The following is a 17,520-nucleotide window of genomic DNA, read 5'->3' as shown; positions in this document are numbered from 1 at the left end:
CAGATTAAGGGAGTGTCGTTTCTGAATGGCCTATACTGACCAAAAGATGTCCGGAGGCAAAATCGTCGCGATCGTGATCGTCGCGCTGATTCATGCGGCCTTGGGCTATGCTTTCGTCACTGGCCTCGCGTACCAGTACGTGAAAAAGGCCCAGGAAAAGATGACGACGTTCGACGTGGAGCCGCCACCGCCGCCGCCTCCGCCCGACGAGCCCCCGCCGCCGCCACCCGACCAGCCAAACCTGCCGCCGCCACCGACCACGGTCGTGACGCCGCCGCCAGTCGTGGTAACGCCGCAGCCAGCGCCCGCGCTGACGACGTCGAGCATCATTCCTCGGTTCCAGCCGACGGCACCGCCGTCGCCGCCCGCACCACCAGCGCCGCCGGCACCGCCGCCGACGCCACGTGTCTCGCAGGCTGCTGGTCTCAAGGGTAACCCAGGGCAGTATTTCGGCGCGGACAATTATCCGCCGTCGGCACAGCGCGAGGGTGCTCAGGGTCGCGTTTCCGCGAAGCTGACGATCGGTACGGATGGTCGCGTGACCGACTGTTCGGTGACGTCGTCCAGCGGCAACACGACGCTGGATGATGCGACCTGCCGGATCTCCAAGGCGAGGGTGCGTTTCACGCCTGCCAAGGACGAGAACGGCAATGCCGTAGGGTCGTCGTACCAGCTGAACATCAGGTGGGTCCTGCCTCAGGAATGATCCATCCTACGTCAACCGCACCAGATAAAATTCAGTCAGAGGACTAAGCGAACATGATCACCACCATTCTTGCAGCGGCAGCGCCCGCCGCAGCCGACGCCAACCCGTACGGCCTGCAAGCCGCACTTCGCGAAGGCGGCCTGATTTCGCAGACCGTGTTCGGCATTCTCGTGCTGATGTCGGTCGTGTCGTTCTACATCCTGTTCTCGAAGCTGTTCGAGCAGCAGAAGATCATCGGCCAGGGCAAGCGCGTCCGTCAGGCCTTCTGGTCGTCGAACAGCCTTCGCGAAGGTTCGGCCAAGCTCGAGAAGAACTCGGCCTACAAGCAGATCGTCGACGACGGTCTGGCCGCTCAGGACCAGCATTCGAAGCTGACCGATCCGGTCGAGGCACATGACTGGCTGCACGGTTCGCTGGCGCGTTCGGAAGCCGCGATCAACTCGAAGCTGGGTGGCGGTCTCGCCTTCCTCGCGACGGTCGGTTCGGTTTCGCCGTTCATCGGTCTGTTCGGTACGGTTATCGGCATCTACCGCGCACTCGTGAAGATCGGCGCTTCGGGTCAGGCATCGATCGACAAGGTCGCAGGGCCGGTCGGTGAAGCACTGATCATGACCGCTCTGGGTCTGGTCGTCGCGGTTCCTGCCGTTCTGTCGTACAACTGGCTGCAGCGCCGCAACAAGTCGATCGCAGAGGACCTGTCGGCCTTTTCGAACGACGTACTCGGCTTCCTGGCTTCGAACGGCGCAGTGCGTCCGTCGATCGCAACGGCTGCCAAGCCGGTTTCGGCCAAGCCTGCTACGACGACCACGACTGCCGGCCAGACCGGTGGCGTACCGCGCGCCAACTAAGACGCGAAAGGCGGGGCTGCTGTTTGCAGCGGCCCCGCTTCATTGCCGCCGGCAGTTCCGGTGGCGATTATATGGATAGGATAGTTCGCACATGGCGATGAGTGTTGGTGGCGATTCCACCGAGAGTTCGATATCGGACATCAATACGACGCCGCTGGTCGACGTCATGCTCGTGCTCCTGATCATCTTCCTGGTGACGACGACTGTCGCGGTCCAGGCTGTGCAGCTGAAGCTGCCGGATGTTCGGTTCGATCCGACGATGACCAAGCCTGAGAACGTCTCGCTGTCGGTAACGTCGGCTGGCGGACAGTGCCAGGTGTACTGGGGTCTTTCGCCGGTGACTCACGAAGAGCTGCTGCAGCGTGCCGTCGACAAGCTGAAGGCTGAGATCGCGCGTCAGGGCGGTGTCAACGCGGCTGGTCTCGAATTGCCCGAGGCTCACATCCGCGGTGACGTGAACGCACCGTATCGCTGCATTGGCGCAACGATCTACACGATGCAGCAGGCTGGGTTCGCCCGCGTCGGCTTCATCTCCGAACCGCCTCCCGGCGGCACCACTGAACGTTGATGGCGAACGCTGATGCCGAACGCTGATGATCGCTCGGACGTATTTAGGAGTAGTATAAGATGGCAATGAGCGGCGGCAAAGAAGATGGCGCGCCGATGATGGAAATGAACATGACGCCGTTGATCGACGTCCTGCTCGTTCTCCTCATCATGTTCATCATCACGATCCCCATTCAGACGCATGCGGTGAAGGTCGACCTTCCAGTCAACAGCAAGAACCAGCCGCAGAATCCGGTCGATCCGCAGAAGAACAAGATCTCGATCGATCCCGCCGGTACGGTCGCATGGAACGGTTCGCCGGTCGACGAGGTCACGCTGCGCCAGTATCTGGACCAGTCCGCCGGCATGACGCCCGAGCCTGAACTCCACTTCCAGCCCGATCCCGAATCGAAGTATGAAGTGGTCGATCGCACGCTGGCCGTCATCAAGCGGTCCGCGATCACCAAGCTCGGCTTCATCGGCAACGAGCAGTATCGCAACGCCTTCTAAGGCAGGCTGCGTACAGTATCGAACGTCCAAAGGGCGGTCCTCCGGGACCGCCCTTTTTTTTTGTCGTGCGGTCGTCACTGGACCGCGGACGAACTGCAGCGGCGGAACGCGTCGTGGTGCATCGAGAAGAGATAATCCGCTCGCGGGACCGAACTTGATCAATGTGCTTGTATGACAGTCATCGAAGTGACACACCGTTGTCACAAAAATGAAACCTTCCGATACGCGAAGGTCAGTGGAGATGGATGATGCGCAAGACCGTCCTGTTCGTTCTAGCAACCCTGGGTGCCGCAACGCCGGCGTTGGCGGACCAGTCCGCGTCGACTGATCGCACTGGCTACGTCGCGATAGCGGCGGGCGACCTGTCGACGGCGGAACAGCGCATCGTCGCCGAGCGGAAGATCTTCCCGCAGCGCCCCGAACTGATGCTCAACCTGGCATCGGTCTACCACCGTACCGGTCGCGAGTCGGAGGCACGCGCGCTGTATGCGGCGGTGCTCGACCGCCCAGCGGTCGCGATGGACCTGCCATCGGGCGCAGTGGCGTCCTCGCACGATCTGGCCACCCGCGCATTGGCGCGGCAATCGCAGCAGATTGCGACTCGCTGACGACTGACGCGCGCCGTCCGAGGAGGTCGCGTACTACCTTGTTCTCCCGCCAAGGTGGGAGCCCAGACCGGGTCCCCGCCTTCGCGGGGAAACAAGTTGAGGAGAAGGTACTTCACCGTTCGATTGGATCGCCATGACGGCGGTTGGAAGGTACTGCGATCAGGCGAATCCGATGTGTCGTGCTCTGTCCGCTTGCGACCTTACGGTCGTTAGCAGCCGAAAACCCCGTCAACCGCGGCAAGCATCTCACTACCCCGGCGAAGGCCGGTGCCCGGTTGGGAACCGCTGCCAACTCAGCGGTAAGCGTCATCACCGAGACCTCACCACCTGGACCCCGGCCTTCGCCGGGGAGGTTGGCTAGAAGGGCATGCCGTTTACTCGCTGCCTACAAGTGGTTGCCAAGTTGCGGGGAGCATCGCGGCGGGATCGCGCAGTTTGGCGATATTGAGCAATTAGATCAGGTTTAACGCTGAGCAACCGTCTGCGGTGGTCTCGCCCGAGCCCCCAAGCCCAAGCCCAAGCCCAAGCCCAAGCCCTAAAGTCGCGGCAGCGTCACCCCCCGCTGCCCCATATATTTCCCCGCCCGGTCCGCATAACTCACTTCGCAAGGCTCGTTCCCCTTGAGGAACAGGAACTGGCACGCGCCTTCGTTCGCATATATCTTGGCCGGCAACGGCGTGGTGTTGGAGAATTCCAGCGTCACATGCCCCTCCCATTCCGGCTCCAACGGCGTCACGTTGACGATGATCCCGCATCGCGCATAGGTCGACTTGCCCAAGCAGATCACCAGTACGTCGCGCGGCACGCGGAAATATTCGACGGTGCGGGCCAGCGCAAAGCTGTTCGGCGGGATGATGCAGACGTCGGTCTTGCGATCGACGAAGCTGTTTGCGGCAAAGTCCTTCGGGTCGACGATCGCGCTGTCGACGTTGGTGAAGATCTTGAACTCGTCGGCAACGCGCGCGTCGTAGCCATAGGACGACAGCCCGTACGAGATGCAGCCGTCGCGGCGCTGCGCTTCGTGGAACGGTTCGATCATCGCATCGCCCAGCGCGCGCTCGCGGATCCAGCGGTCGGACATCACGGACATGGCAACTCCCTTTTCGCGAGCGGCTTTCGCCCGGATGCGGGCGGACGGCAAGAGGGACCCGCCGAATCACGTGTAGCCCCGACCACGACTCCTTCACGAAGCGTCTGCTTATGCGCGTAGGCTATTGATGCGGTCGAGCGGTGGCGTCACAATGTAGCGTCACGATCGCCGCGATCGAGACTGCGCCACCGGTGCTGGCCCGACGGCTAGAAGGGAAGCTGGCTTGAAGTTCATCGAGACCCCGTCACCTAATTTCGACGATCGTTCGCTGCCCATCACCATGATCGTGCTGCATTATACCGGGATGCAGGACGGCGCGTCGGCGATCGCCCGGTTGCGCGATCCCGAGGCGAAGGTGTCGTCGCATTACCTGGTGGAGGAGGACGGCACGGTCCTGCGCATGGTCGCGGAGGACAAGCGCGCCTGGCACGCGGGCAAGTCGCACTGGCGCGACGTCGACGACGTCAACTCGGCCAGCATCGGCATCGAGATCGTCAATCCGGGCCACGAGTTCGGCTATCGCCCGTTCCCGCCGGAGCAGATCGCATCGGTTGTGCAACTGGTCGCCGAGATCAAGGATCGCCACGAGATCACCCGCGGCAACATCGTCGGCCATTCGGACATCGCCCCGGTGCGCAAGCGCGATCCAGGCGAGCTGTTTCCGTGGCACGAACTGGCGCGGCGCCGGCTGGCATTGCCGCGACCAACCAAGAATTTGATGGACCCGGGCTGGACCGAAGGCGGCTTCTGCCTCGCGCTCGAACGCTTCGGCTATGACGTCGAGAATCGCATGGCCGCGACGATGGCGTTCCAGCGGCGCTTCCGTCCCGAACTGGTCGATGGCGAAGTCGATGCCGAATGCAGATGCATCCTGCTGGCGTTGCTGCTGCCGAAACCAATGGGTGACGACTGACGAACGCTACGTCCTTCTTCCGTGGAAGAGAGAGGCAGGGTGGGTCGGGACGTCTTTCTCCCCTCCCTGAAAGGGAGGGGCAGGGGTGGGTCGGTTTCCGCATCACGGCACGGTTGCGACCAAAACCAACCTACCCACCCCCGACCCCTCCCTTCCAGGGAGGGTAGAGCGTTGGCTTCGGGGAGCCCTCGCTAAAAACGGTGGTGCATCGCCCGCACCCGCGCTAGGGCTCGCCTCGCCAGAGGGTCGGGCGGCCGCGGGTGTTTTTGGACACGCGAGGAAAGTCCGGGCTCCGCGAAACGACGGTGCCGGGTAACGCCCGGCGAGGGTGACCTCAGGGAAAGTGCCACAGAGAGCAGACGGCCAACCCTCGGCTTCGGTCGGGGCGGTCAGAGTGAAAGGGTGCGGTAAGAGCGCACCGCGCGCCTGGTAACAGGGGCGGCACGGCAAACCCCACCGGGAGCAAGATCGAATAGGGGTGGCACATGGGCTTCGTTTCAGCTCGTCACCCGGGTTGATTGCTTGAGGCGGCGGGCAACCGTCGTCCTAGAGGAATGGTCGCCTAACTTCCGTATCGAAGGATCGGAAATGGACAGAACCCGGCTTACAGACCCTCTGGCATCCTTCCCCGAACCATTGCAGACTGCGGCGGAACTACGCGTGGGGGGAAAGTGATGCGTTTCGGCAATGTTGGTCTGTTCGGTGCGGGCATGGCGGCGCTCGTCGCCGGGTCGGTTCAGGTGGTAGCTCAGGCCCCGGCGACCACCACGGTCCAACAGGATTTCGACGCCGCAGCCGCGCTCGATACGAAAGGTGACAAAACCGCGGCGCTTGCCGCCTGGGAAAAGCTCGAGGCCCGTACCAAACCTGGGTCACGCAGCCGCGGCGTCGCACTTACCCGCAAGAGCGCAGCTTTGTTCAAGCTCGACCGCTCCGACGATGCGGTAATCGCTGCACGCGCCGGACTTGCCCTGCTGCCGGCTAGCGATCCCACGCTCGCAGAGGACCGCTGGCGCGCCTATTACAATCTTGGCATCATTGCGGAGGACGCGCTCGACTATGCCGGCGCAAGCGATTCCTATGCGAGTGCCGAGACTGCTGCGGATACGCCTGCCCTGAAAGCCGCCTCGATCCTGGCGCTGGCCAACACGAAGACGTTCACCGACCCCGCCGCTGCGGATGCCGCGCTCGCTCGTGCCGATGCGCTGCTGAAGCCGCTCAAGGCCGATGGCAAGCTGAAGGCGCTGGTCGCGCGCCGCCACGCCATTCTGTTGCTCAATCGCGGCGCCTTTGAGCCGGCACGCGTTTACGCGATCGATGCGGTCAAGCAACTCGGTGGCCTGACCTCGCAGACCGACGTGAACGATGTCTCCGCCCGTTCCGATGCAGCGATCGCGTCGCTCCTGGCAGGTAAACAGGACGAGGCGCGACGCTATATGGCGATGACCGGGGCGGGACGGTTGACCAAGGGCGAGTTCGATCCGGCCGTGCAGATGGACGTGCCGCCGTGTGGCGGTGAGGCCGATCTACGGCCGGCGGACATGGCGGTGGTCGAATTCACGATCGGCGACGACGGCGTGGTGAGAAACGTCGCGCCGATCTACGCAGCGGGCGGCGGTGCGGTCGCGCTGGAGTTTGCGCGTGCGGTCCGCGACTGGTCGTGGACGCCCGAACAGGTCAAGGCGCTGCCCGCGTTCTTCCGCTACAACGTCCGGGTCGAAATGCGCTGTTCGACGTTGTTCGAACGCCCATCGATCACCAAGTTTCTCGATTCCGACATGGCGACTTGGCTCGAGTCGAAGGGTCTCTCGCTGCCGAGCGAGGAGCGCGGCGCAGACGCAGTTTCGGTCGTGCGCCAGCGTGCCGCGCTGACTGCGGCGGAGGCGAAGTCCGGACCCACATCGATCGCCGCGCTGCCCCCGCTCTATCAACTCGTGAACAATGCGGTCGTCGGACGCGAGGAGAGCAACGTCCTCGCGCGGCGGGCGCTTGCGATCGCCGAGGCGCAGGGCGCGCCGCCGACCGCACGGCTGTCGCTGGACATCAGCGTCCGTGAGAGCGGCAGCACGGACAGCTGGAAGGATGGCACCTACGCGCGCGCGGTCACGCCGCTGCTGTCGGTGCCGGTCTACGCGAACGATCCGAAGGCGCGGTCGGCAATCCTGTTGCTGATGGCGGAGCGGACCAGTTCGCGCACGCGCCGCGCTGTGTTGTTGCAGCAGGTCGCGGACGACAAGGCGCTCGCCGCGAATGATCCGTTGCGCGTCGGCGCGCTGATCCGTCTCGCCTCGCTCCAGCAGCAGGCGGGCGACACCGCCACCGCGCGTGCGACGTTCGATCGATCGGGACTGGCGGCGAACCAGTGCGCGATCCTGGATGCGCCACCACGGTTCCTGTCCGCGGGTGGGACGTTCCCCAACGAAGCGATGGCGTGGGGCTTCGAGGGGTGGACCAAGACGCAGTTCGATGTCGGCGCCGACGGTAAGGTAATACATCAGCGCGCCGTGCTGAGCTATCCGCCGTTCGTCTTTACCAAGGCGGGTACCGAAACGATGGCTGGCGCGCGGTACAGCAAGACGTTTCGCCCAGATGGCGGCCTCGGCTGCGGCGGCCTGTCGCAACAGGTCCGGTTCAAGCTACCGGGGTAGGGGCGGATCGGCACCGTCAGGTTGCCGTTCTTGTTCTCCCGCGAAGGCGGGAGCCCAGGCTGGTTCCCCACCCTCGCGGGGAACCAAGAAGGCAGGCAGCGCTCGCTTAAACCAGCACCTTGTCCGGCCGACCGACCTCTTCGAGCACGGTCGTCGAATCGATCTCCATCATCGGTTTGATCAGCCCGTCGCGGATGTCGTAGACCCAGCCGTGCAGCAGCACTTCCTGGCCGCGCGCGAACGCGCCCTGGATCGTCTTGGTACGCGCAAGGCGGACGAGTTGGTCGCGGACATTGACCTCGACCAGCCGGTTGACCTTCTGCCCACGGTCGGGCTGCGCGTCGATCTCGTCGGCATGGTCGTGCAAGACGCAGCGCGCGGTGGAGAGCCAGTCGTCGACCGGCCCGGTGGTGCCGCCGTCCAGCGTCGCGCGGATGCCGCCACACGCATAATGGCCGCAGATGATGATGTGCCGCACGCCGAGCACGTCGATCGCATATTGCAGCACCGACATCAGGTTCATGTCGTCGTCGTTGACGAGGTTGGCGATGTTGCGGTGGATGAACATGTTGCCGGGTGGCGTCATCGTCATCTGCTCGGGCCCGACGCGGCTGTCCGAACAGCCGATCCACAGGAACTCCGGGTTCTGGCCGACCAGCTGGCGCTGGAAGAAGTCGGCGCTCTCCTCGATGATCTCGGCCGCCCACGCCTTGTTGGCGAGCAGGAGCTGCTTGTACTGCCTCATGCGAAACGGACCTCGGTCTGGGGGGCGTTGATCAGCTTGACCGTGCGCATCGCGAGATCGCCGCGGATAAGCACGGTGATGCCGCGATACTGCGCGCCCTTGATGAACGCGTTGATGATGTCGACGTTGTCGAGATCGACATAGCTGGTCGACGACAGGTCGATCAGCAGGTTCGCATTGTCGGGCACCTTGGCGAGCGACTTCTGCAACTCGTATTTATGGATGAAGTACAGGTTACGGCGGGCACGGACGAGGCAATCCTCGTCGTCGCAGGCAAAGGTGATCGCAGTGCGGAAGTTGCGCGCGACGACGAACACGAAGCCGACGGCAAGGCCGATGACGATGCCCTCGAGCAGGTCGGTGAACAGGATCGCCGCGACCGTGACGACGAACGGAATGAACTGCGTCCAGCCTTGCTTGAAGCGCTCGGTATAGAGCTTCGGCTTGGTCAGCTTGTAGCCGGTTGCGATCAGCACCGCGGCGAGCGCCGACAGCGGAATCAGGTTGAGCACCGCGGGGATCAGCGCGACGCTGACCAGCAGCCAGAAGCCGTGGAGGATCGTCGACAGCTTGCTCTCGGCCTTGGCATCGACGTTGGCGGACGAACGCACGATCACCGAGGTGACGGGCAGGCCGCCGATCAGCCCGGACAGGATGTTGCCGCCGCCCTGCGCCATCAATTCCCAGTTCTTGTCGGTCGAGCGACGGCGCGGATCGATCTCGTCGACTGCCTTGACGCTCAGCAGCGATTCAAGGCTCGCGACGATCGCGAGCGTGACCGCGCTGCTCCAGACGATGCCCATCGTGATCCCGGAGAAATCGGGAAAGGTGAACAGCGACGGGAATTGCGACAATGTCTGCGTGATCGGCACCTGGACAAGGTGCGTCGCCTGCAACTGCCAGTCCGGCTTCACGACGCCGAGCAGCATGTTGCCGAAGATGCCGATCAGCACGACCACCAGCGGGCCGGGGACGAAGCGCAACGGGCCGTCCTTCGGCTTGGCGCCGTCCCACCAGAATAGGAAGGCAAGGCTGACCGAGGCGATCAGGATCGCGCCGGGAGTCACGGCTGCACCGAGGCTGTCGAGAATCCGCGAGAAGGTGTTGATGCCGTTCGCGGTGGTGAATTCGAAGATGCCCTCGGCCTCGCGGTCGAAGCCGACGGCGTGGGGGATCTGCTTGAGGATGAGGATTAGGCCAATCGCCGCGAGCATGCCGGTGATGACCGACGACGGCACGAATTCGCTGAGGATGCCGGCGCGGGTCAGTGAGAAGCAGATCTGCAGAACGCCCGCGAGGACGACCGCCATCAGGAACATCTGGTAGCTCGGCATGCTCTCGATCGCGGTCAGCACGATCACCGTCAGGCCGGCGGCGGGGCCGCTGACCGACAGCGGCGATTTGGAGAACAGGCCGACCGCGATACCGCCGACGATGCCCGATATGATGCCGGCGAACAGTGGCGCCCCGGAGGCGAGCGCGACGCCGAGACAGAGGGGCAGCGCGACGAGCGCGACGACGATGGAGGCGGGAAGATCCGCACGCCATGTGGTAAGCTTTGGAATGAGAGTCGGCACCAGGGCTCCTGTCCTTAAGGTGTCGGCCGGGAATACGTCCGCACCGGACGCATCTATCCATGCCACATGACAAATAATTCATGTTTAGTAATCGATGAACGGTGTCTGACTCAAGTTGGAATGTTGCGACGCGGAAGATTGTCGGATCGGGCAAGTTTACGTCGCGACCGCTACGTGCGGTTGCGTTGTCCGTGGGGACGCCTATCTCGGACCGCTATGGCTCGAAGCACGACACGATCTTCAGACTGGGGTTTTCCGCGCTGGCGCGAATATGGCGCGAGCACCGAGGCGGTGACCGTCCGGCTGTGCGATCGGCATGGCTGCAACGAGCCCGGCAACTGCCCGGCGCCGAAATCGCCGAACAGCCCCGACCGCTGGTATTTCTGCATGAACCATGCCGGCGAATATAATCGCGGCTGGAATTATTTCGAAGGCCTGAGCGCCGAGGAAGCGGCCGAGCGCGAAGCGGCTGAGACGCGCACCGCGGACGGCTATACCGATCCCAAACATTACGCCTGGGCCGGCTCTGGCGACGGCAGCCGATCGCGCGACGAGATGCGCGCGCTGGAAGTGCTCGATCTGGAGCCCGACGCGACGTTCGAGGACGTCCGCGCGGCGTGGCGGCGGATGGCGAAGGCGAATCATCCGGATGTGCGCCCGAACGATAAGGACGCGGCGAAGCGGTTCCAGGGCGTGCAGGCAGCGTACGAGGTTCTGAAGATGGCCGAAGACCAGCGGACGTGGAAACCGGCGTGATCCGGGTCCTCGCCAGTCGCTGGCAGGGAAGCGTTCTGGTCTGCGGCAAGTGTTCGAAGAAGCTCGATGGTGGGTTTGGCGAAAAGGGCCGGACGCCGCTGGTGAAGCTGTTGCGTCAGGCACTTGGCGTCAAGAAGGACCGCAAGTCGGATCGCGGCGTGGTCGAGGTGAAGTGTCTTGGCGTGTGCCCGAAGAACGCGGTGGTGATGGTCGACGGGGCTCGGCCGGACCGGTGGATGCTTGTGCCTGCGGGTGCCGATGCCGACGAGGTTGTCGCTACGCTCAGCGAACCCGCCAGCGTGCCCTCACCCTCGCCGCCTCCGTCGTCTCTCCCTCTCCCCTCAGGGGAGAGGGAAGGGGCCCGCGGCCACTTGGCCGTGGGAAGGGTGAGGGCACGGTTTTAAGCGTACCGCTCGGCTGTCTCCCGGATCAGCGCAATCATGTTCGGGATCCCTTGAGTCCGGTTCGAGCTTAACTGCTTGCTCAAATCGAACGGCGCCAGTTCCGCGTTGATATCCGTCGCGACGATCTGGCCGGGAGCCTGGTCCTGCACCGTCAGCAGAACCAGAGCGATGATCCCCTTGGTAATTGCCGCATTCGAATCCGCTAGGAAATGAAGCCGGCCGTCATCGGTCGTGGTCGGATACACCCACACCGAAGCCGAACATCCCCGCACCAATGTCGCATCGGTCTTCAGCGCATCCGGCATCGGTTCGAGCTCTTTGCCGAGGTCGATCAAAAGACGGTAACGATCGTCGGGTTCGAGGAAGTCGTATTCCTCGCGAATGTCGGTGAGAGTGGCCATGGGCCGGTCGGTAGCGGTTCGGCGTAGGCGCTTCAACACCGGGGGGACAAAACAGGAGCGCGTATCCTCGAATACCACCACCCCGGCGAAGGCCGGGGCCCAGTTGAGGGACGGCGATGGCGAAGTGCGGTCCTCCGTTATAGCCACCTTTTCAACTGGGCCCCGGCCTCCGCCGGGGTGGTTCGCCCCTCAAAAGCCCTAAAGATCCACCCCGGCGGCGATCGCCTCAAGCTTCTTGATCCGCTCCTTCAGATCCGCGATCTCGATCCGCGATCCGGTCGACACCGCGACCGGCATGCGGCCGTCCTGCATGTGATCCAGCTCCATCCGCCGCAGCGAGAGCCATCCGCGCCATCCGGCTAATCCACCGGCGACGATCATCGCCAGCCCTGCAAGGCTCGCCAGCGCCAGGGTGATGTAGACGTTCGGTTCGATCATGTCCGCCTCCTAGCGGTCGCGGAGCCGTTCGATCTCTCGGTCGAGATCGACGCTCTTGTGGTTGTCGGTGATCACGCGCTCCAGCACCTGGATGCGCTCCTTCATCTGCTGCACCTCGTCGCGCAGCCGCGCCGCCTCGGGATCGTTCATCAATGACGTGCCCTCGGCACGTCGCCCGCTCTTGTGCCGCGATTTGACGATGCCAGCGATCATCACGATCAGGACGATCATCACGACCATCACCTGTCCACCATTCATGATCCTGTCTCCTGCGATATAGTCTGATTGAGTAAGCGTTGGTCGCGGAGCTGCTCGATCTCGGTCGAGAGCGCGATGCCCCGGTCGGTGACGATCCGTTCCAACACCCGTACCCGCTGTTCCAGGCGTTCGGTGTGCGCCGCATATTGCGCGGACTTTTCGGCGGTCTGCGCATTGAGCGCGGTCGCCATCCGCTCTTTGTGCTTTATCCAGTCCTTGAAGACGCTGCTGGCAATCCCGAGGATGACCGGAAGGCCGATCACGATGAAGACGAGCAGGAAGATCGTGAAATTGTTCATGATCCCCGTCCTCAGCGGTCGCGGAGGGCGTCGATCTCGCGAGCGGTGCGCTCGGCGGGATCGGTAGCGATGCGTTCGAGGACCGCGATCCGCTCCTCGAGGCGGGAAACCTGACCGGTGAGGCGCTCATTCTCGCTGCTGAGCAGTTCAACCTTGCGATCACCCGCCGGGTCCTGCTTGTGCCCGCCGCCCCAGCTCATCGAGTTGCCCCAGTCGTCGCTCGGCGGATAGCCGTGCTTGGTACGGATCCAGTTGTTCGCGATCCAGCCGATGGTGGTGATGGCGATGATCGCGATCACGAACCCAGGTCCTGCCCAATTCATATCGTATCCCCTCAGTTCGGCTGGAGGCGAAGCGCCTCGATTTCGCGGGCGGTGCGCTCGGCGGGATCGGTGGTGATCCGTTCGAGGACCTGGATCCGCTCCTGCAAGCGGTCGATCTGGCCGGTGCGGCGCTCGTTCTCGCTGTCGAGCAGCGCGATGCTGCGTTCCGCATCCCGGTTCGCGGCCTTGACCGCGATCCGCGCCTTGCGCCGACCAAATGCCTGGATCGTCAGCGTTGCCAGCGTGCCAACTATGATACCCAGTATCAGTGCTGCTTCTGGTGGCATGGTATTTCCCCCTTTTGGATCGACGCAGCGTCTCAGCGCAGGCTGTCGATCTCTGCCGCGAGGCTGTTGCTTGAGCGGCTGGTATAGTGCGTCTCGATGTCGGCGAGGCGGCGGTCGATGTCGCGGAACTTGCTGCGGACCTCGGCGGTCGAGCGCTTCGGGTTCGAGCGGACGCCCTGCCAGAACTTCGCGTCGTCGGGCGTCTCGTACAGGCCGATCGGCTTGGCATGACCCATCCAGGCGACCATCCAATAGGCCAGCAGCGTCCAGGGAAAGCCCCCAGCTAGCGTCAGGACGACCATGCCGACACGGACGAAGAGCGCGTCGACGCCGGTATAGTCGGCGATCCCGGCGCAGACGCCCTTCCACTTGGCGTTCTGCTTATCGAGGTAAAACTGTGTGCGGCTGCCGGACATCTCAGTTCCTCCGATCAGAAGTGCGGTCGGACTGAAGGTCCGATAGATACGGCGATTGCGTGGTACCGAGACCCGGCTTCCAGTCGGGATTGTCGGCGGCGATGATCCGTTCGACGGTCATCACGCGGTCCTCGAGGCGGCGGGCCAAGGCCTGCATCTCGTCCAGCAGCTTTTCGTCTTCCTCGGTGATCCGCGGCGCCTGCTTCCACTTGGTGATGTAGTGCAGGATCACCCACGGCAGCCCAATGAAGAGGACCGCGCAGACGAGAACGGGGGTCAGGTCATCCATCTCAGTCGTCCTTCTTCATGCGCGCCTTGAGCGCGGCGAGCTGGGCGTTGACCTTGTCGTCGCTGCGCAGCTCGGCGATCTCCTCTTCGAGCGTCTTGACGACCCCGAGCCCCATCGCGTCCGCGCGGCCCTCGGCCTCGTCGACGCGGCGGTCGAGGATGTCGAAGCGGCTGAACGCCTCGTGCGTCTTCGGCCCGTTGTACATCTCGCGCAGCCGGGTGCGATTGTTCGCGCTCTCCAGCCGGGTCTGCACCGCGTTCTGCTTGGTGCGCGCCTCCCGGAGCTTGGTCTGGAGCTTGGCGATGTCCTCTTCCGAAGCGCGAAGTGCGTCGTCGAGCACGCCGACCTCGGCCTTCAACTGCTCGGCCATGTCGAACGCCTTCTGGCGCTCGACCAGGGCGGCCTTGGCGAGGTCCTCGCGGTCCTTGCTCAGCGCCAGCTCGGCCTTCTCGGTCCAGTTGTCCTGAAGCTGCTCCAGCTTCGAGATATGGCGGCGCATCTCCTTCTGGTCGGCGATGGTGCGCGCAGCGGAGGCGCGAACCTCGACCAGCGTTTCCTCCATCTCGAGGATGATCATGCGGATCATCTTCGACGGGTCTTCGGCCTTCTCGATGAGATCGGCGAAGTTGGCGGCGACGATGTCGCGGGTGCGGGAAAAGATGCCCATGTAAATCCTACTCCAGGGGTCGGCCCGAGGCTCTTAGCGAGTCCGTCGGGGTCTTATGCCACGAGTGCGGTATGGACCGCGATGGGCGTTACGTTGGTTGCGATCGCTGGGCCGACTGCGCCGAGGACGCAGGTTGCGCTGACAACGATGGTGCAGAGGGTAGCGGCGACGGTGCGGGCGATGTTGGTGTTGAACATGGTGGGTCCCCTTTAAGGATGGTTGGTTCCGCTATTCGGCGGGTTGCCTGAAGCATTGCATCTCTCGTGCCAGTTTCGAAAATGGCGGAATTGCAGGGGTTTGCGCGATTTCAGGTGTTCGGGGCGTGGCGGAAGCTTGCCAAGAGTTGGGAATTCGCGCCACATCTTCGTCATGGAGCGAACAACCCAGGTCATCGGCGAGTCCGGCACGTTCATGGCCGCGCTCGAACGCGCATCGCGGGCGGCGGCGCTTGACCGTCCGGTACTGGTAATCGGCGAGCGCGGCACGGGCAAGGAACTGGTCGCCGAACGCCTCCACCGCCTGTCGCCGCGGTGGGATCAGCCTTTGGTCATCATGAACTGCGCGGCGCTGCCCGAGACGCTGATCGAGGCGGAATTGTTCGGGCATGAGGCTGGCGCGTTCACCGGCGCGACCAAGGCGCGGGTAGGGCGGTTCGAGGAGGCCGATGGCGGCACGCTGTTCCTCGACGAACTCGGCACGCTGTCGATGGCCGCGCAGGACCGCCTGCTGCGCGCAGTCGAATATGGCGAAATCACCAGGATCGGCTCGTCGCGGCCGATGCGCGTCGACGTGCGGATCGTCGCTGCGACCAACGAGCATCTCCCCGACAAGGTCGACCGCCACGAGTTCCGCGCCGATCTGCTCGACCGGTTGTCGTTCGAGGTGGTGACGTTGCCGCCTCTGCGCGCGCGGACCGGGGACGTGGTGGTGCTGGCAGAGCATTTCGGCCGGCGGATGGCGTCGGAACTGGGTCGCGAACGCTGGGAGGGTTTCGGCCCGGCGGCGATGGACGCACTCATCGCCTATCGCTGGCCGGGCAACGTCCGCGAGCTCCGCAACGTCGTCGAGCGGGCGGTGTATCGTTGGGAACAAGCGGGGCCAATCGATGCGATCGAGATCGACCCGTTCCAGTCGCCACACCGGCCGGGCGCGTCGACCGCGCCAAAGCCTATCGTGGTGGCTCCGCGCGCGGCCGAACCGGATGAAGGCGAGGACCCGGTCGTCGCGTGCGAAGAAGGCCCCTCGGACTTCAAGTCCCGCGTATCCCGCTTCGAACGCGACCTGCTCTCCCGAGCGCTGTCGGAACACCGCTTCAACCAGCGCGCCACTGCCGAGGCGCTAGGCCTGAGCTACGACCAACTTCGCCACGCCCTGAAACGCCACGACCTGCTTAACGCGGGCGGCTAAGCCTTCTTCCCCCCTCCCTGAAAGGGAGGGGCCGGGGGTGGGTAGGCTTCCGCATCGGGCAAAGTCGGCGGCACGAGCAGGCCGACCCACCCCCAACCCCTCCCTTCCAGGGAGGGGGGAAGAAAAGCGTCACCCGCTCTTCCCCACCAACCCCACCAGCTTCTTCAACTTCGGCGCAACCACCGGCACCGTCAGCATCGTGCTCGCCAGCGCCATCAGCAGCAGCGCAGTGAACGTCTCATTCGTAATGATCTTCTTATCCAGCAGGATGTTGACGAAGATGATCATGATTAGCGCCTTGGTCTGCAACAGCCATCCGATCGCCGAAGCCTCGCCCGGCCGCCACTTCAGGATCCGCCCGGCGGCGTGGACCCCGGCCAGCTTGCCGCCTACCGAGGCGACCAGCAACAACGCCGCCGCACCGAACACCGCGTAACCGCCGACCGCCCACTGCGTCTTCAGCCCGGTCGACAGGAAGAACACCGGCATCACCGCGAGCAGCACGAAGTGACGGAACTGGTCCATCTTCGCGGTCGTGAACCATTTCGAATCGAGCACCGCGCCCGACAGGAACGCACCGACCATGAAGTGCAGCCCCGCCCAATCCGCTGCGAACCCGCAGCCCGCGAGCCAGATCAGGCTGACATACCAGCGATCGCGCTCCTCGATCCGCGCCATCAGTTTGCGCACGATCAGCGTCGCGACCGCAAACCCGACCAGGAAACCACCCTGCCGCCCGACCCGCTCCCAATCGAGCAGGATCAGCGCCAGCACGCCCCAGATCGCGATGTCGTCGAGGCTCGCATAACGCAGGATCCGCTGCCCGATCGGCTCGCGCAGCACGTCGAGCTTTTCGAGGAACAGCACAAGGATCGGCAGCGCGGTGACCGCGCAAGCCATGCCGATGCCTAGCACGACCTGCCACGTCGCACCGTCCGGCCCACGCCACCCTGGGTAGCGCAACATCAACACCGCCGCGATGCTGCCGGTAATGAGCGGCACCGCGAGCGCGAGGCCCGCCGTCACGCCGGTCTCGCCGCGCCGCTTCCAGGCCTCGCCGAGATCGAGTTCGATACCGGCGACCCACACGAACATCATCACCGCCCACCAGGCGATGCCGTTCAGCGAGCCCAAGGTCGCGGGCGTGAAAACGGTCGCGTAATAGTCGGGATATGCTGCGCCGAGCACGCCCGGCCCGAGCAGGATGCCGCCGAAGATCTGCACCACCACCAGCGGCGCCCAGTAATCCGTCCGCCCGAGCCGCCACACCAGATACGGCACGGTGAAGATGATGAGTATCGCGAGGAGGAAGACCTCCGTCGGCGTCATGGCGTGCATGTGAATCCCCCGCGCCGATCGGTTCCCCCCGCCGGCTTTGTTACGG

24 protein-coding genes and 1 other RNA gene are annotated in these 17,520 nt (G+C 64.1%); 11 read left to right on the top strand and 14 right to left on the bottom strand.

Annotated features, from left to right (window positions below):
• The first annotated feature begins 25 nt into the window (after positions 1-25).
• From ASE69_RS02605 to ASE69_RS02585, 5 genes are all read left to right on the top strand, one after another.
• Entirely contained in the window at positions 26-706 is a 681-nt protein-coding gene (locus tag ASE69_RS02605) for an energy transducer TonB (protein WP_056058187.1), read from the top strand.
• A 53-nt stretch (positions 707-759) separates the two neighbouring features.
• On the top strand, positions 760-1,554 hold the full coding sequence (locus tag ASE69_RS02600) for a MotA/TolQ/ExbB proton channel family protein (protein ID WP_056058190.1): 795 nt from the start codon (positions 760-762) through the stop codon (positions 1,552-1,554).
• A 91-nt stretch (positions 1,555-1,645) separates the two neighbouring features.
• On the top strand, positions 1,646-2,122 hold the full coding sequence (locus ASE69_RS02595; protein ID WP_056058193.1) for an ExbD/TolR family protein: 477 nt from the start codon (positions 1,646-1,648) through the stop codon (positions 2,120-2,122).
• A gap of 59 nt (positions 2,123-2,181) precedes the next feature.
• Positions 2,182-2,610: an ExbD/TolR family protein gene (locus ASE69_RS02590; protein WP_056058196.1), complete on the top strand. Its 429-nt coding sequence runs from the start codon at positions 2,182-2,184 to the stop codon at positions 2,608-2,610.
• A 248-nt stretch (positions 2,611-2,858) separates the two neighbouring features.
• Positions 2,859-3,218 (top strand): tetratricopeptide repeat protein, encoded by a 360-nt coding sequence (locus ASE69_RS02585; RefSeq protein WP_056483046.1) that lies wholly within the window; start codon positions 2,859-2,861, stop codon positions 3,216-3,218.
• 535 nt (positions 3,219-3,753) lie between these two features.
• On the opposite strand, the gene dcd is transcribed toward ASE69_RS02585, so the two are convergent.
• Positions 3,754-4,308, bottom strand: coding sequence for a dCTP deaminase (gene dcd / locus ASE69_RS02580; protein ID WP_055878967.1), 555 nt, complete (start codon positions 4,306-4,308; stop codon positions 3,754-3,756).
• A gap of 280 nt (positions 4,309-4,588) precedes the next feature.
• Here dcd and ASE69_RS02575 point away from each other — a divergent pair, with 280 nt between their 5' ends.
• The 3 genes from ASE69_RS02575 to ASE69_RS02570 all read left to right on the top strand — a co-directional run bounded on the left by ASE69_RS02575 (position 4,589) and on the right by ASE69_RS02570 (position 7,869).
• The gene (locus ASE69_RS02575) at positions 4,589-5,221 is read left to right on the top strand and encodes an N-acetylmuramoyl-L-alanine amidase (RefSeq protein ID WP_056059541.1); all 633 of its coding nucleotides are present in this window, start codon (positions 4,589-4,591) and stop codon (positions 5,219-5,221) included.
• A gap of 238 nt (positions 5,222-5,459) precedes the next feature.
• Positions 5,460-5,844: RNase P RNA component class A (gene rnpB / locus ASE69_RS03595), an RNA gene on the top strand.
• Between the two features lie 51 nt (positions 5,845-5,895).
• A complete protein-coding gene (locus tag ASE69_RS02570; protein ID WP_056482378.1) occupies positions 5,896-7,869 on the top strand; it encodes a hypothetical protein in 1,974 nt (657 codons plus the stop codon).
• Between the two features lie 106 nt (positions 7,870-7,975).
• On the opposite strand, the gene ASE69_RS02565 is transcribed toward ASE69_RS02570, so the two are convergent.
• Both ASE69_RS02565 and ASE69_RS02560 read right to left on the bottom strand, forming a co-directional pair.
• Complete coding sequence (locus ASE69_RS02565; RefSeq protein WP_056482375.1) at positions 7,976-8,614, bottom strand: carbonic anhydrase; 639 nt, start codon at positions 8,612-8,614, stop codon at positions 7,976-7,978.
• Entirely contained in the window at positions 8,611-10,191 is a 1,581-nt protein-coding gene (locus ASE69_RS02560; protein WP_082452774.1) for a SulP family inorganic anion transporter, read from the bottom strand. The genes ASE69_RS02565 and ASE69_RS02560 overlap by 4 nt, the downstream gene beginning before the upstream one ends.
• A gap of 216 nt (positions 10,192-10,407) precedes the next feature.
• Here ASE69_RS02560 and ASE69_RS02555 point away from each other — a divergent pair, with 216 nt between their 5' ends.
• Together ASE69_RS02555 and ASE69_RS02550 are read left to right on the top strand one after the other, a co-directional pair.
• On the top strand, positions 10,408-10,947 hold the full coding sequence (locus ASE69_RS02555) for a J domain-containing protein (RefSeq protein ID WP_056482372.1): 540 nt from the start codon (positions 10,408-10,410) through the stop codon (positions 10,945-10,947).
• The gene (locus ASE69_RS02550) at positions 10,944-11,351 is read left to right on the top strand and encodes a (2Fe-2S) ferredoxin domain-containing protein (protein WP_321163560.1); all 408 of its coding nucleotides are present in this window, start codon (positions 10,944-10,946) and stop codon (positions 11,349-11,351) included. The genes ASE69_RS02555 and ASE69_RS02550 overlap by 4 nt, the downstream gene beginning before the upstream one ends.
• Here ASE69_RS02550 and ASE69_RS02545 read toward each other — a convergent pair.
• The 10 genes from ASE69_RS02545 to ASE69_RS22480 form a co-directional block, all read right to left on the bottom strand.
• Entirely contained in the window at positions 11,348-11,752 is a 405-nt protein-coding gene (locus ASE69_RS02545; RefSeq protein ID WP_056482366.1) for a SufE family protein, read from the bottom strand. The genes ASE69_RS02550 and ASE69_RS02545 overlap by 4 nt on opposite strands.
• Before the next feature lie 198 nt (positions 11,753-11,950).
• Entirely contained in the window at positions 11,951-12,190 is a 240-nt protein-coding gene (locus tag ASE69_RS02540) for a hypothetical protein (RefSeq protein WP_056482364.1), read from the bottom strand.
• A 9-nt stretch (positions 12,191-12,199) separates the two neighbouring features.
• Positions 12,200-12,448 carry a hypothetical protein gene (locus tag ASE69_RS02535; protein WP_056482361.1) on the bottom strand — a complete coding sequence of 83 codons (249 nt, stop codon included), beginning with the start codon at positions 12,446-12,448 and terminating at the stop codon, positions 12,200-12,202.
• Positions 12,445-12,747, bottom strand: coding sequence for a hypothetical protein (locus ASE69_RS02530; protein WP_056482358.1), 303 nt, complete (start codon positions 12,745-12,747; stop codon positions 12,445-12,447). The genes ASE69_RS02535 and ASE69_RS02530 overlap by 4 nt, the downstream gene beginning before the upstream one ends.
• 11 nt (positions 12,748-12,758) lie before the next feature.
• The gene (locus ASE69_RS02525) at positions 12,759-13,070 is read right to left on the bottom strand and encodes a hypothetical protein (RefSeq protein WP_056482356.1); all 312 of its coding nucleotides are present in this window, start codon (positions 13,068-13,070) and stop codon (positions 12,759-12,761) included.
• An 11-nt stretch (positions 13,071-13,081) separates the two neighbouring features.
• Positions 13,082-13,357 carry a hypothetical protein gene (locus ASE69_RS02520; RefSeq protein WP_056482354.1) on the bottom strand — a complete coding sequence of 92 codons (276 nt, stop codon included), beginning with the start codon at positions 13,355-13,357 and terminating at the stop codon, positions 13,082-13,084.
• Positions 13,358-13,389: 32 nt separating this feature from the next.
• Positions 13,390-13,773, bottom strand: coding sequence for an envelope stress response membrane protein PspC (pspC, locus tag ASE69_RS02515; protein WP_056482352.1), 384 nt, complete (start codon positions 13,771-13,773; stop codon positions 13,390-13,392).
• 1 nt (position 13,774) lies between these two features.
• Positions 13,775-14,062 carry an envelope stress response membrane protein PspB gene (gene pspB, locus ASE69_RS02510; RefSeq protein ID WP_056482350.1) on the bottom strand — a complete coding sequence of 96 codons (288 nt, stop codon included), beginning with the start codon at positions 14,060-14,062 and terminating at the stop codon, positions 13,775-13,777.
• A 1-nt stretch (position 14,063) separates the two neighbouring features.
• Entirely contained in the window at positions 14,064-14,729 is a 666-nt protein-coding gene (gene pspA / locus ASE69_RS02505; RefSeq protein ID WP_056482347.1) for a phage shock protein PspA, read from the bottom strand.
• A 53-nt stretch (positions 14,730-14,782) separates the two neighbouring features.
• Positions 14,783-14,926, bottom strand: coding sequence for a hypothetical protein (locus ASE69_RS22480; RefSeq protein WP_200924092.1), 144 nt, complete (start codon positions 14,924-14,926; stop codon positions 14,783-14,785).
• A 172-nt stretch (positions 14,927-15,098) separates the two neighbouring features.
• On the opposite strand from ASE69_RS22480, the gene pspF reads away from it, so the two are divergent.
• Entirely contained in the window at positions 15,099-16,136 is a 1,038-nt protein-coding gene (gene pspF / locus ASE69_RS02500) for a phage shock protein operon transcriptional activator (protein WP_056482345.1), read from the top strand.
• Between the two features lie 129 nt (positions 16,137-16,265).
• On the opposite strand, the gene ASE69_RS02495 is transcribed toward pspF, so the two are convergent.
• On the bottom strand, positions 16,266-17,474 hold the full coding sequence (locus ASE69_RS02495; RefSeq protein WP_056482342.1) for a cation:proton antiporter: 1,209 nt from the start codon (positions 17,472-17,474) through the stop codon (positions 16,266-16,268).
• Positions 17,475-17,520: the final 46 nt, after the last annotated feature.

Source organism: Sphingomonas sp. Leaf208 (assembly GCF_001421415.1).
Taxonomy (GTDB): Bacteria; Pseudomonadota; Alphaproteobacteria; order Sphingomonadales; family Sphingomonadaceae; genus Sphingomonas.
Note: the sequence above shows the minus strand (reverse complement) of the source record. Positions and strands in the feature narration are given on the sequence as shown.